Source organism: Bradyrhizobium nanningense (assembly GCF_004114535.1).
Classification (GTDB): Bacteria; Pseudomonadota; Alphaproteobacteria; order Rhizobiales; family Xanthobacteraceae; genus Bradyrhizobium; species Bradyrhizobium nanningense.
Genome location: NZ_LBJC01000030.1, coordinates 75062 through 90084, shown reverse-complemented (window position 1 = coordinate 90084; position 15023 = coordinate 75062). Strand labels below are relative to the sequence as shown.

At 62.8% G+C, this 15023-nt stretch carries 14 protein-coding genes and 1 pseudogene; 5 read left to right on the top strand and 10 right to left on the bottom strand.

Annotated features, from left to right (window positions below):
- Nucleotides 1–46: 46 nt before the first annotated feature.
- The 4 genes and pseudogenes from XH84_RS41940 to XH84_RS25360 all read left to right on the top strand — a co-directional run.
- A pseudogene (locus tag XH84_RS41940) lies at nucleotides 47–308 on the top strand (hypothetical protein); the annotation flags it as partial.
- A gap of 296 nt (nucleotides 309–604) precedes the next feature.
- The gene (locus tag XH84_RS25370; RefSeq protein ID WP_128920137.1) at nucleotides 605–2548 is read left to right on the top strand and encodes a PrkA family serine protein kinase; all 1944 of its coding nucleotides are present in this window, start codon (nucleotides 605–607) and stop codon (nucleotides 2546–2548) included.
- Between the two features lie 30 nt (nucleotides 2549–2578).
- Nucleotides 2579–3856, top strand: coding sequence for a YeaH/YhbH family protein (locus XH84_RS25365; protein WP_206734143.1), 1278 nt, complete (start codon nucleotides 2579–2581; stop codon nucleotides 3854–3856).
- Nucleotides 3853–5391 (top strand): SpoVR family protein, encoded by a 1539-nt coding sequence (locus tag XH84_RS25360; RefSeq protein WP_128920135.1) that lies wholly within the window; start codon nucleotides 3853–3855, stop codon nucleotides 5389–5391. Before XH84_RS25365 ends, XH84_RS25360 begins: the two co-directional genes overlap by 4 nt.
- Nucleotides 5392–5646: 255 nt before the next feature.
- On the opposite strand, the gene XH84_RS25355 is transcribed toward XH84_RS25360, so the two are convergent.
- The 6 genes from XH84_RS25355 to XH84_RS25330 form a co-directional block, all read right to left on the bottom strand.
- Nucleotides 5647–6090 (bottom strand): DUF1801 domain-containing protein, encoded by a 444-nt coding sequence (locus XH84_RS25355; RefSeq protein WP_128920134.1) that lies wholly within the window; start codon nucleotides 6088–6090, stop codon nucleotides 5647–5649.
- Nucleotides 6087–6311, bottom strand: a complete 225-nt coding sequence (locus XH84_RS25350; RefSeq protein ID WP_164936349.1) for a hypothetical protein — start codon at nucleotides 6309–6311, stop codon at nucleotides 6087–6089. Before XH84_RS25350 ends, XH84_RS25355 begins: the two co-directional genes overlap by 4 nt.
- 50 nt (nucleotides 6312–6361) lie before the next feature.
- Nucleotides 6362–6793 carry an SRPBCC family protein gene (locus XH84_RS25345; protein ID WP_128920133.1) on the bottom strand — a complete coding sequence of 144 codons (432 nt, stop codon included), beginning with the start codon at nucleotides 6791–6793 and terminating at the stop codon, nucleotides 6362–6364.
- Entirely contained in the window at nucleotides 6790–7113 is a 324-nt protein-coding gene (locus XH84_RS25340; RefSeq protein WP_128920132.1) for an ArsR/SmtB family transcription factor, read from the bottom strand. The genes XH84_RS25345 and XH84_RS25340 overlap by 4 nt, the downstream gene beginning before the upstream one ends.
- A gap of 253 nt (nucleotides 7114–7366) precedes the next feature.
- Nucleotides 7367–7816, bottom strand: coding sequence for a DsrE family protein (locus XH84_RS25335; protein WP_128920131.1), 450 nt, complete (start codon nucleotides 7814–7816; stop codon nucleotides 7367–7369).
- Between the two features lie 41 nt (nucleotides 7817–7857).
- Nucleotides 7858–8481, bottom strand: coding sequence for a hypothetical protein (locus XH84_RS25330; protein WP_128920130.1), 624 nt, complete (start codon nucleotides 8479–8481; stop codon nucleotides 7858–7860).
- Nucleotides 8482–8682: 201 nt separating this feature from the next.
- Between XH84_RS25330 and XH84_RS25325 the strand changes: the two genes are divergently transcribed.
- On the top strand, nucleotides 8683–9255 hold the full coding sequence (locus XH84_RS25325; protein WP_128920129.1) for an STM3941 family protein: 573 nt from the start codon (nucleotides 8683–8685) through the stop codon (nucleotides 9253–9255).
- Nucleotides 9256–9297: 42 nt separating this feature from the next.
- On the opposite strand, the gene XH84_RS25320 is transcribed toward XH84_RS25325, so the two are convergent.
- The 4 genes from XH84_RS25320 to XH84_RS25305 all read right to left on the bottom strand — a co-directional run bounded on the left by XH84_RS25320 (nucleotide 9298) and on the right by XH84_RS25305 (nucleotide 15011).
- Nucleotides 9298–10353, bottom strand: coding sequence for a 2-oxoacid:ferredoxin oxidoreductase subunit beta (locus tag XH84_RS25320; RefSeq protein ID WP_128920128.1), 1056 nt, complete (start codon nucleotides 10351–10353; stop codon nucleotides 9298–9300).
- Nucleotides 10354–10480: 127 nt separating this feature from the next.
- Nucleotides 10481–12328, bottom strand: coding sequence for a 2-oxoacid:acceptor oxidoreductase subunit alpha (locus XH84_RS25315; RefSeq protein ID WP_164936348.1), 1848 nt, complete (start codon nucleotides 12326–12328; stop codon nucleotides 10481–10483).
- The gene (locus tag XH84_RS25310) at nucleotides 12298–14097 is read right to left on the bottom strand and encodes an FAD-dependent oxidoreductase (RefSeq protein WP_128920126.1); all 1800 of its coding nucleotides are present in this window, start codon (nucleotides 14095–14097) and stop codon (nucleotides 12298–12300) included. The genes XH84_RS25315 and XH84_RS25310 overlap by 31 nt, the downstream gene beginning before the upstream one ends.
- Before the next feature lie 236 nt (nucleotides 14098–14333).
- The gene (locus XH84_RS25305; RefSeq protein WP_128920125.1) at nucleotides 14334–15011 is read right to left on the bottom strand and encodes a DUF4286 family protein; all 678 of its coding nucleotides are present in this window, start codon (nucleotides 15009–15011) and stop codon (nucleotides 14334–14336) included.
- Nucleotides 15012–15023: the final 12 nt, after the last annotated feature.

The window sequence follows — 15023 nt, the reverse complement described above, 5'->3', positions numbered from 1 at the left end:
CGTAGAAAGTCGTCGGCCGAATGGGATATGCCGGCGTCGTGGTGTCCGGCTGATCTGGATGCTCCCCACCGCGCGGGGCCCGGTGGTCGTCGTCAATCCCTTCGGCATCCGCGATCCCCGCATCGGCGATGAATTTCTGCCGTGGGATTCGGTTGCGGGAATTTCCGCTGAAGAGTGCGGACTTGCAGCAGCACCTGCGTGCTTGCCGCGACGCGCACGCGACCAGCACGCCGCGCACCGCATTGCAGCAGGAAGATGAACGCGACCCCCAACGCGGCGCTCGAGGCTTCGCCGTACAAGCGTCATAAGATCGCCGCTCCCGGATCGCTATGCTGCAACGCCGGATGAACGCATCTCCGGTAATGCCCGGATGTTGCGACCAAGTGACATTTCCTGGAAATGAGCCAATATAGACAGAGATTCGCACAAATTACAGGCATGTGCCTGTTCGTAACTCAACGAGTGCCTACGTTGTGCGTTGCGTCGTGTCGGCACCAGGGTGTCCAATGATGGTCATGTGCTCACGCTGATTCGAACGGCCTGAGGAACGGTCCGGTAACTGCTTTCGTTTCAGCTTGTAGCGGAACTCACGCGGAGAGGGATCATGTACAACGATTCTCTATTCAACGCTTTCGCTCGGTCGTTCGAGGCGAGAAGCCAGCACGACATGTCGATGGCGGAATATCTGGAATCGTGTCGAAGCGATCCCATGAAATACGCGAACGCGGCCGAACGACTGCTAGCAGCGATCGGTGAACCTCAGACGATTGACACGGCCAAGGACCCACGCCTTGGCCGTATTTTTTTGAACCGCACGATCCGGACCTATCCGGCCTTCGCCGGCTTCTACGGCATGGAAGAAACCATCGAGCGAATCGTTGGTTTCTTCCGTCATGCGGCGCAGGGCCTGGAGGAGCGCAAGCAGATCCTCTACCTGCTCGGACCGGTCGGCGGCGGCAAGTCTTCGCTCGCCGAGCGGCTGAAGTCGCTGATGGAAGTGCATCCGATCTACGTGCTCAAGGCCGGCGATGAACTCTCGCCCGTGTTCGAAAGCCCGCTCAGTCTGTTCGATCCAGATAACCTCGGACCGATGCTGGAAGAGAAGTACGGCATTCCGCGCCGGCGTCTCACCGGGCTGATGAGCCCGTGGTGCTACAAGCGGCTCGAAGCCTTCGGCGGCGATATCTCTCAATTCCGCGTCGCCAAGATTCAGCCGTCGCGGCTGCGCCAGATCGCAGTCTCCAAGACCGAACCCGGTGACGAGAACAACCAGGATATCTCCTCGCTGGTCGGCAAGGTCGACATCCGCAAGCTCGAGACCTACGCGCAGAACGATCCCGACGCCTACAGCTATTCCGGCGGCCTCAACCGCGCCAACCAGGGCGTGCTCGAGTTCGTCGAGATGTTCAAGGCGCCGATCAAGATGCTGCACCCGCTGCTGACCGCGACGCAGGAAGGCAATTACATCGGCACCGAGAACATCGGGGCGATCCCGTTCACCGGCGTGATCCTGGCGCACTCCAACGAAGCCGAGTGGGCGAGCTTCAAGGCGAACAAGAACAACGAAGCCTTCATCGACCGCATCTGCGTGATCAAGGTGCCGTACTGCCTGCGCGTCACCGAAGAGCAGAAGATCTACGAGAAGCTGATCCAGGGCTCCGAGCTCGCCTCGGCGCCTTGCGCGCCCTCGACGCTGGAGACGCTGGCGCGGTTCTCGGTGATGTCGCGCCTGCGCAAGCACGAGAACTCGACCCTGTTCGGCAAGATGCGGGTCTACGACGGCGAGAGCCTGAAGGAATCCGACCCGAAGGCGCGCAGCGTCCAGGAATATCGCGATGCCGCCGGCGTCGACGAAGGCATGGACGGCGTCTCCACCCGCTTCGCCTTCAAGATCCTGGCTGCGACCTTCAACCACGATCCGCAGGAGGTCGCCGCCGACGCCGTGCATCTGATGTACGCGCTGGAGCAGGCGATCCGCCGTGAGCAACTTCCGGAGGAGACCGAGAAACGTTATCTCGAATTCATCAAGGCGGATCTCGCGCCGCGCTATGCCGAGTTCATCGGCAACGAGATCCAGAAGGCCTATCTGGAATCCTACTCGGATTACGGCCAGAACCTGTTCGATCGCTACGTCGACTATGCCGACGCCTGGATCGAGGACCAGGACTTCAAGGATCCCGACACCGGCCAGCTGCTCGATCGCGAGCTTTTGAACCAGGAGCTGACGAAAATCGAGAAGCCGGCCGGCATCGCCAACCCCAAGGACTTCCGCAACGAGGTCGTCAAATTCTCGTTACGGTCGCGGGCCCAGAATGGTGGCAAAAATCCGACCTGGACCTCCTACGAGAAGATTCGCGACGTGATCGAAAAGAGGATATTCTCGCAAGTCGAGGATCTGCTTCCGGTCATCTCCTTCGGGTCGAAGAAGGACGGCGAGACGGAGAAGAAGCACGGCGAGTTCGTCGCACGCATGGTGGAGCGTGGCTACACCGAGCGTCAGGTTCGCCGGCTCGTCGAATGGTATATGCGCGTGAAGCAGGCCGGTTGAGGCGGATGGGAGGCGAATGGTAAAGTGCCCATTCACATTATTGACAGGCGCCTGAATCCAGGCGGCAAGAGTCTTGAGAACCGCCAGCGGTTCTTGCGTCGGGCCAAATCCCTGGTGCAGGGCGCCGTCAAGAAGACCTCGCAGGAACGCGACATCAAGGACGTCCTGGAGGGCGGCGAGGTCACGATCCCGCTCGACGGCATGCACGAGCCGCGCTTTCGCCGCGAAGGCGGGACGCGCGACATGGTGCTGCCCGGCAACAAGAAGTTCGTCGAGGGCGACTATCTCCAGCGCTCCGGCCAGGGCAGCGCCAAGGATTCCGGCCCGGGCGAAGGCGACAGCGAGGACGCGTTCCGCTTCGTGCTCTCCCGCGACGAATTCGTCGATCTGTTCCTGGACGATCTCGAGCTGCCTGATCTCGCCAAGCGCAAGATCGCGCAGACCGAGAGCGAGGGCATCCAGCGCGCCGGCTACACCACCTCGGGCTCGCCCGCCAACATCTCGGTGAGCCGGACGGTGAAGCTCGCGCTGGCGCGCCGCATCGCGCTCAAGCGTCCCCGCAAGGAGGAGATCGAAGAGCTGGAAGCTGCGGTCGCCGCCTGCACCGACGAGGACGAGCGTGAGGTGCTGCTCGCCCAGCTCGAAAAGCTCAAGGCGAAGTCCAAGCGCATTCCCTTCATCGACCCGCTCGACATCCGCTACCGTCGCTTCGAGACGGTGCCGCGGCCGGTGGCGCAGGCGGTGATGTTCTGCCTGATGGACGTCTCGGGCTCGATGTCCGAGCACATGAAGGATCTCGCCAAGCGCTTCTACATGCTGCTCTACGTGTTCCTGAAGCGCCGCTACAAGCACGTCGAGATCGTCTTCATCCGCCACACCGACCGCGCCGAGGAGGTCGACGAGCAGACTTTCTTCTACGGCCCGGCCTCGGGCGGCACGCTGGTCTCCAGCGCGCTCCAGGCGATGCACGAGATCGTGCGCGAGCGCTTCAATCCGTCGGACTGGAATATCTACGCCGCGCAGGCCTCCGATGGCGACAATTCCTATTCCGACGGCGAACTGACGGGCATCCTGCTGACCGACAAGATCCTGCCGATCTGCCAGTTCTTTGCCTATCTCGAGGTCGGGGAGTCCGGCGGCAGCGCCTTCGATCTCTCCGACTCCTCGCTCTGGACACTCTATGAGCGCCTGCGCAACAGCGGCGCACCGCTCTCGATGCGCAAGGTCTCGGAACGCAGCGAGATCTTTCCGGTGTTCCACGATTTGTTTCAGCGTCGCGAAACTGCCCAGGAGAAAGCCGCTCCATGACGGAACGATTGTTCGAAGGCGCGGATTGGGATTTCCACACCTTGCAGCGCATCACCGATGCCTGCGAGGAGGTGGCGCTGAAGGATCTCGGGCTCGACGTCTATCCGAACCAGATCGAGGTGATCACTGCCGAGCAGATGCTGGATGCGTATTCGTCGGTCGGCATGCCGCTGTTCTACAAGCACTGGTCGTTCGGCAAGCATTTCGCGTTCCACGAGGCCTCTTACCGCAAGGGCCTGATGGGGCTCGCCTATGAGATCGTGATCAACTCCTCGCCCTGCATCTCCTATCTGATGGAGGAGAACACGGCGACGATGCAGACCCTGGTGATCGCGCACGCCGCCTTCGGCCACAACCACTTCTTCAAGAACAATTATCTGTTCAAGCAGTGGACCGACGCCGACGGTATCCTGGATTATCTCGACTTCGCCAAGAACTACGTCATGCAATGCGAGGAGCGCTACGGCCGCATCGAGGTCGAGCGCACGCTGGATGCCGCGCACGCGCTGATGTCGCACGGCATCGATCGCTATCCCGGCAAGAAGAAGCTCGATCTGCGCGCCGAGGAGAAGCGGGCAGGGCGCCGCCGCCAGCACGAGGAAGAGGTCTTCAACGACCTCTGGCGCACCGTGCCCAAGGGGGCATCGAAGAGCCGGTCTGCGCTCAGCATCGAACGCCGCCGCAAGCTGCTCGGGCTGCCGCAGGAGAATTTGCTCTACTTCCTGGAGAAGAGCGCGCCGCGCCTGGCGCCGTGGCAGCGCGAGCTGCTCCGCATCGTCCGCCACATCGCGCAATATTTCTACCCGCAGAGCCAGACCAAGGTGATGAACGAGGGGACGGCGACCTACGTCCATTATCGCATCATGACCCAGCTGCATCAGCAGGGCCGCATCACCGACGGCAACTTCCTCGAATTCCTGGGCTCGCACACCAATGTGGTGTTTCAGCCCGAGTTCGACGATCCGCGCTTCTCCGGCTTCAACCCCTACGCGCTCGGCTTTGCCGTGATGCAGGACATCGAGCGTATCGTCACCCGGCCGGGGGACGAGGACCGCGAATGGTTCCCCGACATCGCCGGTAAGAATGACGTGATGGGCGTGCTGCGCGACGTCTGGGCCAATTATCGCGATGAAAGCTTCATCGCGCAGTTCCTGAGTCCCAAATTGATGCGGCACTTCCGCATGTTCCACCTGCACGACGATCCCGAGGAGCGCGCTGGCATCCGGGTTGACGCCATCCACGACGACCGCGGCTTCCGCCGAGTCCGCCGCGAACTGGCACGGCAGCATGATGTCGGCTACATCGACGCCAATATCGAGGTGGTCGACGTCGATCTCTCCGGCGACCGCCGCCTGATCCTGCATCACCACGTCATCAAGGGCTCGCAGCTCAACGAGACCGATGCCAAGCGAGTGCTGCAGCACCTCGCCGATCTCTGGACCTACGACGTCGCGCTGATCGAGGTCGACGCCAACGACAAGGTCCTGCGCGAATACGTCGTGAGCCCGCGCCCGATCCCGGCCGCTGTGGCGTGAGGCTGTCGTCTACGCTTGGCCCATGATGTGTGAGCCTCAGTTCGCGCTCCGATGAAGGTGCGCCCCCTCCCCACTTGCGGGGGAGGGCTGGGTGAGGGTGTCTCCGCAGTGGGACTCCCCCAGAGGAGAGAGCCCTCTGCCGGCGCGCGGGACGATGCTTTGCATCGCCCGAAACGCGCCGACCTCTCCCGCAAGCGGGAGAGGTTGCAGCCAGCCGCGGTTGGCAAAAGTGATCAACGTGAACGCCTGGCGCTTCTATCCCGATCGCTTCGCCGGCTTCTTCTTCGCCTTGCTCGCATTCAGCTCCACCGCCGCGCGGATCAGCGCCTTCAACGCCTTCTCGTCGATCTTTTCGCCCTCGCGAATATCGATCGCGCGTCGCACGTTGCCGTCGAGGCTGGAATTGAACAGGCCTGAGGGGTCATCGAGTGCCGCGCCCTTGGCAAAGGTCAGCTTCACCACTTCCTTGTAGGTCTCGCCGGTGCAGATGATGCCGTCGTGCTCCCAGACGGGAACGCCGCGCCATTTCCACTCCTCGACGACATCGGGATCGGCCTGCTTGATCAGGGCGCGGATCCGCGCAAGCATCTGGCCGCGCCAGTCGGCGAGTTCCTTGATCCTGCCGTCGATCAGTTTCGAGGCTGAAGCCGCGCCCGTTTCCTTCGCGCTGCTCGTCTTCGCCGCCACCGCCTTCTTCACGACCTGGCCTCACCGCGCGCGTCACGACGCTGGCCGAGATAAGGCAGTGCGAACAGATAGAGCCCGGTCGCGAGCAGTGGGATCAGCGGCACGAGCGCCAGAAAACCGATCCAGACGGCCTGGAGCTGCATGGTCATGGCGACGATATTGGCGATCACCGCGAGGGTGAAGGCGATGGATAGCCAGCGATGGATCTGCCGAATCCACATATTCCCGTTCAATGAAACCTCCCTTGAACTCATCGGATAATTGTCAGGCTGCGGCGGGGAATCTAGCCCGCCCGCGCCAGCACCTCGTCCAGCTTGTTGAAGAACTGCTTCCAGCCGGCATGTGCGCCGCCAAAAGCCTGCTTCTGCGTCGGGCTGAAGCCCGCCTGCTCGACGCGCAGATGCGTGCCCGCGCTGGTCGGCGTGAGCGTGAAGGTCACGACGCTTCTGAGGTCGAAGGCCGCGTCCTCATGCGAGAAATTCCAGGTGTAGGCGAGCGTCTTCTGCGGCTCGATGGTGAGCACCTCGCAGTCCAGCACGCCGCCCCATTCGCCGCGCAGATTGAAGCGATGGCCGACGGATGGCTTGAAGTCATTCTTCATCAGCCATTCCTCGATCAGATGCGGCTGCGTCAGCGCGCGCCAGAGCCGCTCGGCGGGAAAAGCAAATTCGCGCTCGACGATGACGGAGCGCGTCTGGCTCGAGGTCTCAGTCATTGGTCCATCCTCTTCAGGAGATCGTCGAGTGCGTCGAACCGCCTCTGCCAGAAGGACGCCATCTGGCTGGTCCAGTCGATCAGCGGATCGAGCGCGCCGGGCTGCGCGCTGTAATGGGTCTGGCGTCCCTCATGGCGGTCGCGCACGAGGCCGGCCTGCTTCAGCGCGCCGAGATGCTTGGAGACCGCCGGCTGCGAAACGCCGGATCGCACCGTCAGCGCCCCGACCGTCTGCTCGCCCTCACGGCACAGCCGCTCGAAGATCGCCCGCCTCGTGGGGTCGGCGAGCGTCCTGAACAGGAGATCGGGGGCGGGCGACATGGGAAATCCATAACCTGGGAGTTATGGGTTAATTCATAACCACAGAGTTATGGGTAAGTCAAGCGGCTGCAGGGACGTGGGACGAGGCGCGCACCCTCCGCCGTCATTGCGAGGAGCTCGCTACAAAATTGCGTAGCAATTTTGTGCTGATGCGGCGAAGCAATCCAGATTTGGACTGCCTCCGCGGAGGGATTCTGGATTGCTTCGCTGCGCTCGCAATGACGGCCAAGAAGGTGTGCCTCGAACGCTGCCGCTACGGCCGCAAGTACAAATACCCCTGCGACTGCAGCTCGGCCAAACGAACCACGCCGCCCTTCTCCGCGCTGACGAAGCCCGGCAGCAGCTCCTTCAGCGTGACGTTCTGGGCCTTCATCGTGTTGCCGCAAGCGGCGAGCTCGACGCCGTCCTTGGAGAATTCGCCGATCCGCTTGCTGATGTCGGGGTTGGCCTGCGCCGAGCGAAACGCCTTCAACGCCGGTCCGTGGATCACCAGCGCGAGCGTGACATGCTCGGGACCGCCGACCCCCTCGATATGGTTCTGGATGTTGCCGAGCACGAAATTGACCCTCCCGGCGTCGCTGAGATGGTAGACCACTTTCAGCTTGTTGCCCGTGCCCGCGTCCGTTGCGGCTTTCGCGCTGGAGGCGCCGAGCGCTGCGCCCAGGGTCGACATGGCGGTCCACAAGATGTTGCGGCGGTTCATGGCGGATCTCCTCGACTAAGCCTGAATTCGCCCGAGACATATCATTTGTGACGCAGCGCGGCGAGCTCCTTGCGGTCGGTCACAAGCGAGGCGCAGTCGCTGGTGTCGGTGCGGTCGAGCCGGAAGATCTTATCGTCGGCGCCAGCCACCAGCGCATGCTCGGCCTCGTCGTCCGGCCTGTTGTTCTGCCAGACCCTGATTTGTTGAAGCCGAACGATGGCGGCCTTGTTGTCCTTGGACAGCGCCACTTCGATCCCGCCGCCTTCGTAGTCGACACCACAGCCCATGCGGACTTCGTCGCCCTGGCTGAGAAGCACCGCGTGGCTGCCGCACGAGCCGCTGGAGTCGAAATCCCCGCTGCGATGGCGATAGCGGAAGCCCATGCGGAAGGAATTGTGGAGCTGCTTGTCTTCCTCGTCGGTCTCCGCCGAGATCAGCAGCTTCATCGAGCCCGCCTTCTGCCTGGGATGGCGCGCCAGATGTTCGGCGTCGTAGCGGCGGACGAAGCAGGCATAGGCCTTGTCGCCGGGCGCCCCCGCATAGATCCGGGCCGTGAAGGCGTCAGCTTCGGCTTTGGTGGTCTCCCGGACCTTGTCGGCCTCATCGGCATGGGCGACGCCGACAAAGGCGGCAAGGGCGAGCGGCAGGAAAAGAGCAAGCTTCATGATCGCACCGGGCGTTTGAACCGTCGTCCCCCACGAGAAGGGCGGCCGACTGCCGGTTAGTCGCAGGCGGCGAACGGCGCGTTCAAGCGCTCCCAGCCGCTCGCCTTGCCGGCAGCCTCGCGCCAGGTTCCAGCCTTAACAGTTTAGAAGGATGAGGGTCGGTAAACCTCCGGTTGCTGCAGACGACTGGTGGCGGTCAAAATGTCCGTAAGTCAGAGCTTGCCCAACCTTGCGATTGGCTATTCCGTGCCGCGGCTATTGAAGATGCTGGCCGCCGGCCTGCTGCTGACGCTTCTGTGCGCCGCGGTCGCTTTCAATTGGTTTCACGTCAAGACCCTCTCCGCGTTTCAGATCGCTGCTAGCTATCTCGGTGTCGTGCTGTTTGGGTTCGTGACCTGCAGGACGTTCTGGAGGCTAGTCTCAACCAGGCAGCCGGTCCTTTTCATCACCCGCGTCGGTCTTCGCGACACCCGCATTGCCGATGACACCATCTCCTGGAGATCCGTGCGGGACATATCGGTTTGGCAGTATCGCAGTCACATGATCGTGGTGCTCAAGCTCGACCCGCTTGTCGCCGACCGCTTCGACGTTGGTCTTCTGAAGCGCATCGTATCGATCATGAACAAAGCGGTCGGCGCCGAGGGCGTGCTCGTCAATCCCGGCGGCCTGACGATGGACGGCGAAACGCTGCTCGAGACCTGCAAGCAATATTGGAAGGCCGGCCGTTTGGCATATACGGCCCATCCCGCGACGGAGCCCGAGCCTGTCAGCTAAGGCGTCCCAGCGTCGGCCGATGCCCTCCTGATACTGTGCGCCTCACCGCAGGCTGGCGTTGATCTCGTCCAGCACCGCCGAGCCCGGGCACAGCGTATCCGCCTCCAGCGAGTTGAGCGGGGTCTCGACCGTGTTGAGGTGCTCGTGCAGGTCTTCCGCATCGGGGTCGACGTACAGAAGCCCGGTGACGATCTGCCCCTTGGCGGCGTGCCTTGCGAGGAAGGTCTGGGCTCCCAGCCGATCATGCGGATCGTAATCGGCGTCGATCTTGCGCAAGGCGATCTTGCTGCCGTCATGCTGCTCGACCACCTGCACCGTGCCGGGGGCATAGTCGACCGCGATGGGATCGCGACCGACCAGGACGTCGAGCCGGTTCACGGCGTCGTTGTGCTCGCGGACATAGTCAAAGCTCTTGGTTGAGCCGGCGTGGTTGTTGAAGGCGATGCAGGGGCTGATGACGTCGATGAAGGACGCGCCCTTGTGGCGGATCGCAGCCGCGATCAGCGGCACCAGCTGGGTCTTGTCGCCGGAGAACGAGCGCGCGACGAAGGTGGCGCCGAGTTGCAGCGCGATCGCGACGAGGTCGATGGCGTTGTCGGTGTTGGTGACGCCCTTCTTGGACTTCGAGCCGCGGTCGGCGGTCGCCGAGAACTGGCCCTTGGTCAGGCCGTAGACGCCGTTGTTCTCGACGATATAGGTCATGTTGACGCCGCGCCGGATCGAATGCGCGAACTGGCCGAAGCCGATCGAAGCGGAATCGCCGTCGCCGGAAACGCCGAGATAGATCAGGTCGCGGTTGGCGAGGTTGGCGCCGGTCAGCACGCTGGGCATGCGGCCATGCACGGAGTTGAAGCCGTGCGAATTGCCGAGGAAGTAATCCGGCGTCTTCGAGGAACAGCCGATGCCGGAGATCTTCGCCACCCGGTGCGGCTCGATCGACAGCTCGTAACAGGCCTCGATGATCGAAGCCGTGATCGAGTCGTGACCGCAGCCGGCGCACAGCGTCGAGATCTTGCCCTCGTAGTCGCGGTGCGTGTAGCCGAGCTCGTTCTTCTTCAGCCCGGGATGATGGAATTTCGGTTTTGCGATGTAAGTCATGCGAGCACCTGCGATGCCAAGCCCGTCATGGCCGGGCTTGACCCGGCCATCCTCGTCTTGGTGGCGGAGAAGAAAGGCGTGGATGCCCGCGACAAGCGCGGGCATGACGGAGAGAGTGGCGCGCAACTCATGACACGGCCTTGCGGAGCGGGGTCACCTTGAGGTGATCCTGGTGGTCGCCGATGGCTTTTGCGATGAATCGGGCGGTGATCGGCGAGCCGTCGTAATGCACGATCGGCACGAGACGCACCGGGTCGATGCCGTTCTCGTTGACGATGAGCTGGCGGAGCTGGCTGTCGCGGTTCTGCTCGACCACATAGACGAAGTCGTGCTCGGCGAGGAAGCTCGCCACGCTCGAATGGAACGGAAAGGCGCGAATACGCAGCCGGTCGAGCTGGTGCCCGCGCGCTTCCAACAGGCCGATCGCCTCGTCCATCGCCGGCGAGGTCGAGCCGAAATAGATCACGCCATATTTGGTCGGCCGTTCCGCATTGGCCTGCAGCGGCCGTGGCACCAGATCCTGCGCGGTCTCGAACTTGCGCATCAGTCGCTGCATGTTGTCGGCGTAGACCGAGCCTTCCTCGGAATAGCGCGCATAGCGGTCCCGGGACGTGCCGCGGGTAAAATAGGAGCCCTTGGTCGGGTGCGTGCCGGGATAGGTGCGGTAGGGAATGCCGTCGCCGTCGACGTCGAGATAACGGCCGAAGTCGCGGCCCTCTTCCAGCATCTCCGCGGTCATCACCTTGCCGCGGTCATATTGCTTCGCATCGTCCCACTTCAGCGGGCGGCAGAGCCGGTGGTTCATGCCGATGTCGAGATCGAGCATCAGGAAGATCGTGGTCTGCAGCCGCTCGGCGAGATCGAAGGCGGCGGCCGCGAACTCGAACGCTTCGGCCGGGTCTTCCGGGAACAGCAGCACATGCTTGGTGTCGCCATGCGAGGCATAGGCGCAGGCGATGATGTCGCATTGCTGGGTGCGGGTCGGCATGCCCGTCGAGGGGCCGGCGCGCTGGATGTTCATGATCACCGCCGGGATCTCCGCGAAATAGGAGAGGCCGATGAACTCGGTCATCAGGGAGATGCCGGGGCCTGAAGTCGCAGTGAAGGCACGCGCGCCGTTCCAGGACGCGCCGATGACGATGCCGATCGAGGCCAGCTCGTCCTCGCCCTGCACGATCGCGTATTTGGCCTTGCCGGTCTCAGGGTCGTGCCGGTACTTCTTGCAATGGGCGGTGAAGGCTTCGGCCACCGACGAGGACGGCGTGATCGGATACCAGGCGCAAACAGTGGCGCCGCCATAGACGGCACCGAGCGCGGCGGCGCTGTTGCCTTCGATGAAGATGCGGTCGCCGACCTTGTCGGACTTCTTCACCCGCAGCCCTATCGGGCATTTCAGGTTCTGCAGCGCCCAGTCGCGGCCGAGATGCAGCGCGTGGACGTTGGAGGACAAGAGCTTCTCCTTGCCCTTGTACTGCTCACCGATCAGCTGCTCGATCAGCTTGGGGTCCATGTCGAGCAGGGCCGAGAGCGCGCCCAAATAGATGATGTTCTTGAACAGCTGGCGCTGGCGCGGATCGGTGTAGGTCGAGTTGGTGATGGCGGTTAAGGGGACGCCGATCACGGTGATGTCGTCGCGGAATTTGGTCGACGGCATCGGCTTGGTGGAATCGTAGAACAGATAGCCGCCGGGCTCGATGCCGGCGACGTCCTTGTCCCAGGTCTGCGGGTTCATCGCCACCATCATGTCGACCCCGCCGCGGGCGCCGAGATGGCCGTCTTCCGTCACCCGCACCTCGTACCAGGTCGGCAGGCCCTGGATGTTGGAGGGGAAGATGTTGCGGGGGGAGACCGGAACGCCGTGGCGCAGGATCGCGCGCGCGAACATCTCGTTGGCGCTGGCCGAGCCCGAGCCGTTGACGTTGGCGAAGCGGACGACGAAGTCGTTTACGCTGCTGATCGGCTTTTTGTCGGGCATGTCGAACCTGCGTAAGTCATCTCGATGAAATATTTCTGCATGTCCCACGCGCCTGTGGGACAACGCTCGGCGCACAGCCCGCAATGCAGGCAGACGTCCTCGTCCTTGACCATCACGCGCCCGGTCTTGAGATCCGAAGAGACGTAGAGATCCTGGTCCGGATGCGCCGAGGGCGCCTTCAGGCGCTGGCGCAAATCGCTTTCCTCGCCGTTACCGGTGAAGGTGATGCAATCCATCGGACAAATGTCGGCGCAGGCATCGCACTCGATGCAGAGCGAGGTCGAGAATACGGTCTGCACGTCGCAGTTCAGGCAGCGCTCGGCTTCGCCCAAGGCCAGCTTGACGTCGTAACCGAGCTCGACCTCGGCACGGATGTCCTTCAGCGCAATCACCTTGTCGCGATGCGGCACCTTGTAGCGCTTGTCGTTGGAGATGTCGTTGTCATAGCTCCATTCGTGGATACCCATCTTCTGCGACGAGACGTGCACTTCAGGCAGCGGGCGCTCGGTAATGTCCTCGCCCGAGAGCATCTTGTGGATCGACAGCGCGGCGTCATGGCCGTGCGAGACCGCCCAGATGATGTTCTTGGGGCCGAACGCGGCGTCGCCGCCGAAGAAGACTTTTGGGTTGGTCGAGACGAAGGTCTTGGGATCGACCTTGGGCATGTGCCATTTGTCGAACTCGATGCCGCAATCCTGCTCGATCCACGGGAAGGCGTTCTCCTGGCCGACCGCGACCAGCACGTCGTCGCATGCGATGGTCTGGTCCGGCTCACCCGAGGGAACGAGGTTGCGGCGTCCCTTGGCATCGTACTCGGCCTTCACCTTCTGGAAGGTGATGCCGGTGAGCTTGCCATTGTCATGGATGAAGGCCACGGGGACCAGGAAATTGAGGATCGGAATGTCCTCGTGGAGCGCATCCTCTTTCTCCCAGGGCGAGGCCTTCATTTCCTCGAAGCCGGAGCGGACGACAACTTTCACCTCTTCGCCACCGAGCCGGCGCGCGGTGCGGCAGCAATCCATTGCGGTGTTGCCGCCGCCAAGCACGATCACGCGCTTGCCGATCTTGTCGGTATGACCGAACGAGACCGAGGCCAGCCATTCGATGCCGATATGGATGTGGCTTGCTGCTGCTTTCCGGCCGGGGATGTCGAGCTCGCGGCCGCGCGGTGCGCCCGAGCCGACGAAGATCGCGTCGTATTTCTCCGCGAGCAGCGCCTTCATGCTCTCGATCCGGTGACCGCCTTTGAACTCGACGCCGAGGCCCAGGATGTAGCCGGTCTCCTCGTCGATGACGGAATTGGGCAGGCGGAATTTCGGGATCTGCGTGCGCATCATGCCGCCGGCTTCGGGATCGGCATCGAACACCGTGCAGTGATAGCCGAGCGGTGCCAGATCGCGCGCCACCGTCAGCGAGGCCGGACCGCCGCCGACGAAGGCGACGCGCTTGCCGTTCTTCGGCGGGGGCTTCGGCAAGCGCTGCTTGATGTCGTCCTTGAAGTCGGCCGCAACGCGCTTGAGGCGGCAGATCGCGACGGGTGTTTCCTCGACGCGTCCGCGTCGGCACGCCGGCTCGCATGGACGATCGCAGGTGCGTCCCAATATTCCGGGAAACACGTTCGATTTCCAATTGATCATGTAGGCGTCGCTATAGCGGCCTTGCGCGATCAGTCGGATGTATTCGGGAACCGGGGTGTGCGCAGGACAGGCCCATTGGCAATCGACCACTTTGTGAAAGTAGTCGGGGGCCGCAATATCGGTTGGTTTCATTCCTACCCTGTCCGCGCGGGCTCAAAGACCCGGCGGCCTCTTCTGAGCTTGGCGAACGCTTAACGCGCGTCGATCTGGTTTCTGAATGACGTCATTGGGTTAGCTTATTAGAACGGCTCCGAAGTACAACGGCAAATTTTCGCGCTTCCCCTCTTTCATAGGAGCCAAGCGCGCACAGCATTAACGGCGGCGCGTGATGTGCGTGCGGTGCAGCATTCGCGATGGATATGAGCGCGTCAGCTGCGCGCGATGTCGCTCTTCGCGAGATCCCACATCAGGCAGTAGGTCCCGACGGAGACGGGGAGCGGGAAGGGCGCGGCAGCGGGGCCGGTGAAGCGCTCGGCGATCACGGCCGAGACCGCGCCGACATGCGCGCCGTCGATCAGCACGAACCAGTCGCGCGCACCTTCGTTACGCGCCGCCGGTATTTCCGCCGTTGTGCCCGACAATTCCGGCTCGCTCTCCAGAAGGTGCATGGAGATGATGCCATCGTGCCTGTCAGGCGCCAGTTTGTCTTGCAGCGCATCACGCCATGCCCCCGCATTGTCCGCCCTCGGCCGCAGCCGCACCACGCCCAGGGCTACCCCGCGTCCGGTGCCGTTGCTGACGGTGATCCGCGCGACGACGCGGAGCATGTCCTTGAAGCGCGCCATGGTCCGCCGCGACCAGTCGGTCGGGTTCGCGAGCCGCGCCTTGTAGGCGGGGCTGTCGAGCACCTCTAACGTCGCGGTCGAGTAAAGGCAGAGGTATTTGGGATTGGCGGCATGCGCGACATAGCGCCGTGCTTCCAGGAAACCCTCGATTGCGACGCGCTCTTCCAGATGTTCGCAATCGTACCAGCGATTGAAATCGGCTTCATCTGAAGCGTCGATATTCATCGACGTCAGCAGCATGCCCTTCCCGGCGAGCGGCATTCTTCTTGTCCT

Coding starts and splice junctions, on each gene's coding strand:
- XH84_RS25370 (WP_128920137.1), top strand. CDS start 605: ATGTACAACGATTCTCTATTCAACGCTTTCGCTCGGTCGTTCGAGGCG.
- XH84_RS25360 (WP_128920135.1), top strand. CDS start 3,853: ATGACGGAACGATTGTTCGAAGGCGCGGATTGGGATTTCCACACCTTG.
- XH84_RS25345 (WP_128920133.1), bottom strand. CDS start 6,793: ATGACTGAGACCTCGAGCCAGACGCGCTCCGTCATCGTCGAGCGCGAA.
- XH84_RS25340 (WP_128920132.1), bottom strand. CDS start 7,113: ATGTCGCCCGCCCCCGATCTCCTGTTCAGGACGCTCGCCGACCCCACG.
- XH84_RS25335 (WP_128920131.1), bottom strand. CDS start 7,816: ATGAACCGCCGCAACATCTTGTGGACCGCCATGTCGACCCTGGGCGCA.
- XH84_RS25330 (WP_128920130.1), bottom strand. CDS start 8,481: ATGAAGCTTGCTCTTTTCCTGCCGCTCGCCCTTGCCGCCTTTGTCGGC.
- XH84_RS25325 (WP_128920129.1), top strand. CDS start 8,683: ATGTCCGTAAGTCAGAGCTTGCCCAACCTTGCGATTGGCTATTCCGTG.
- XH84_RS25320 (WP_128920128.1), bottom strand. CDS start 10,353: ATGACTTACATCGCAAAACCGAAATTCCATCATCCCGGGCTGAAGAAG.
- XH84_RS25315 (WP_164936348.1), bottom strand. CDS start 12,328: ATGCCCGACAAAAAGCCGATCAGCAGCGTAAACGACTTCGTCGTCCGC.
- XH84_RS25310 (WP_128920126.1), bottom strand. CDS start 14,097: ATGAAACCAACCGATATTGCGGCCCCCGACTACTTTCACAAAGTGGTC.
- XH84_RS25305 (WP_128920125.1), bottom strand. CDS start 15,011: ATGCCGCTCGCCGGGAAGGGCATGCTGCTGACGTCGATGAATATCGAC.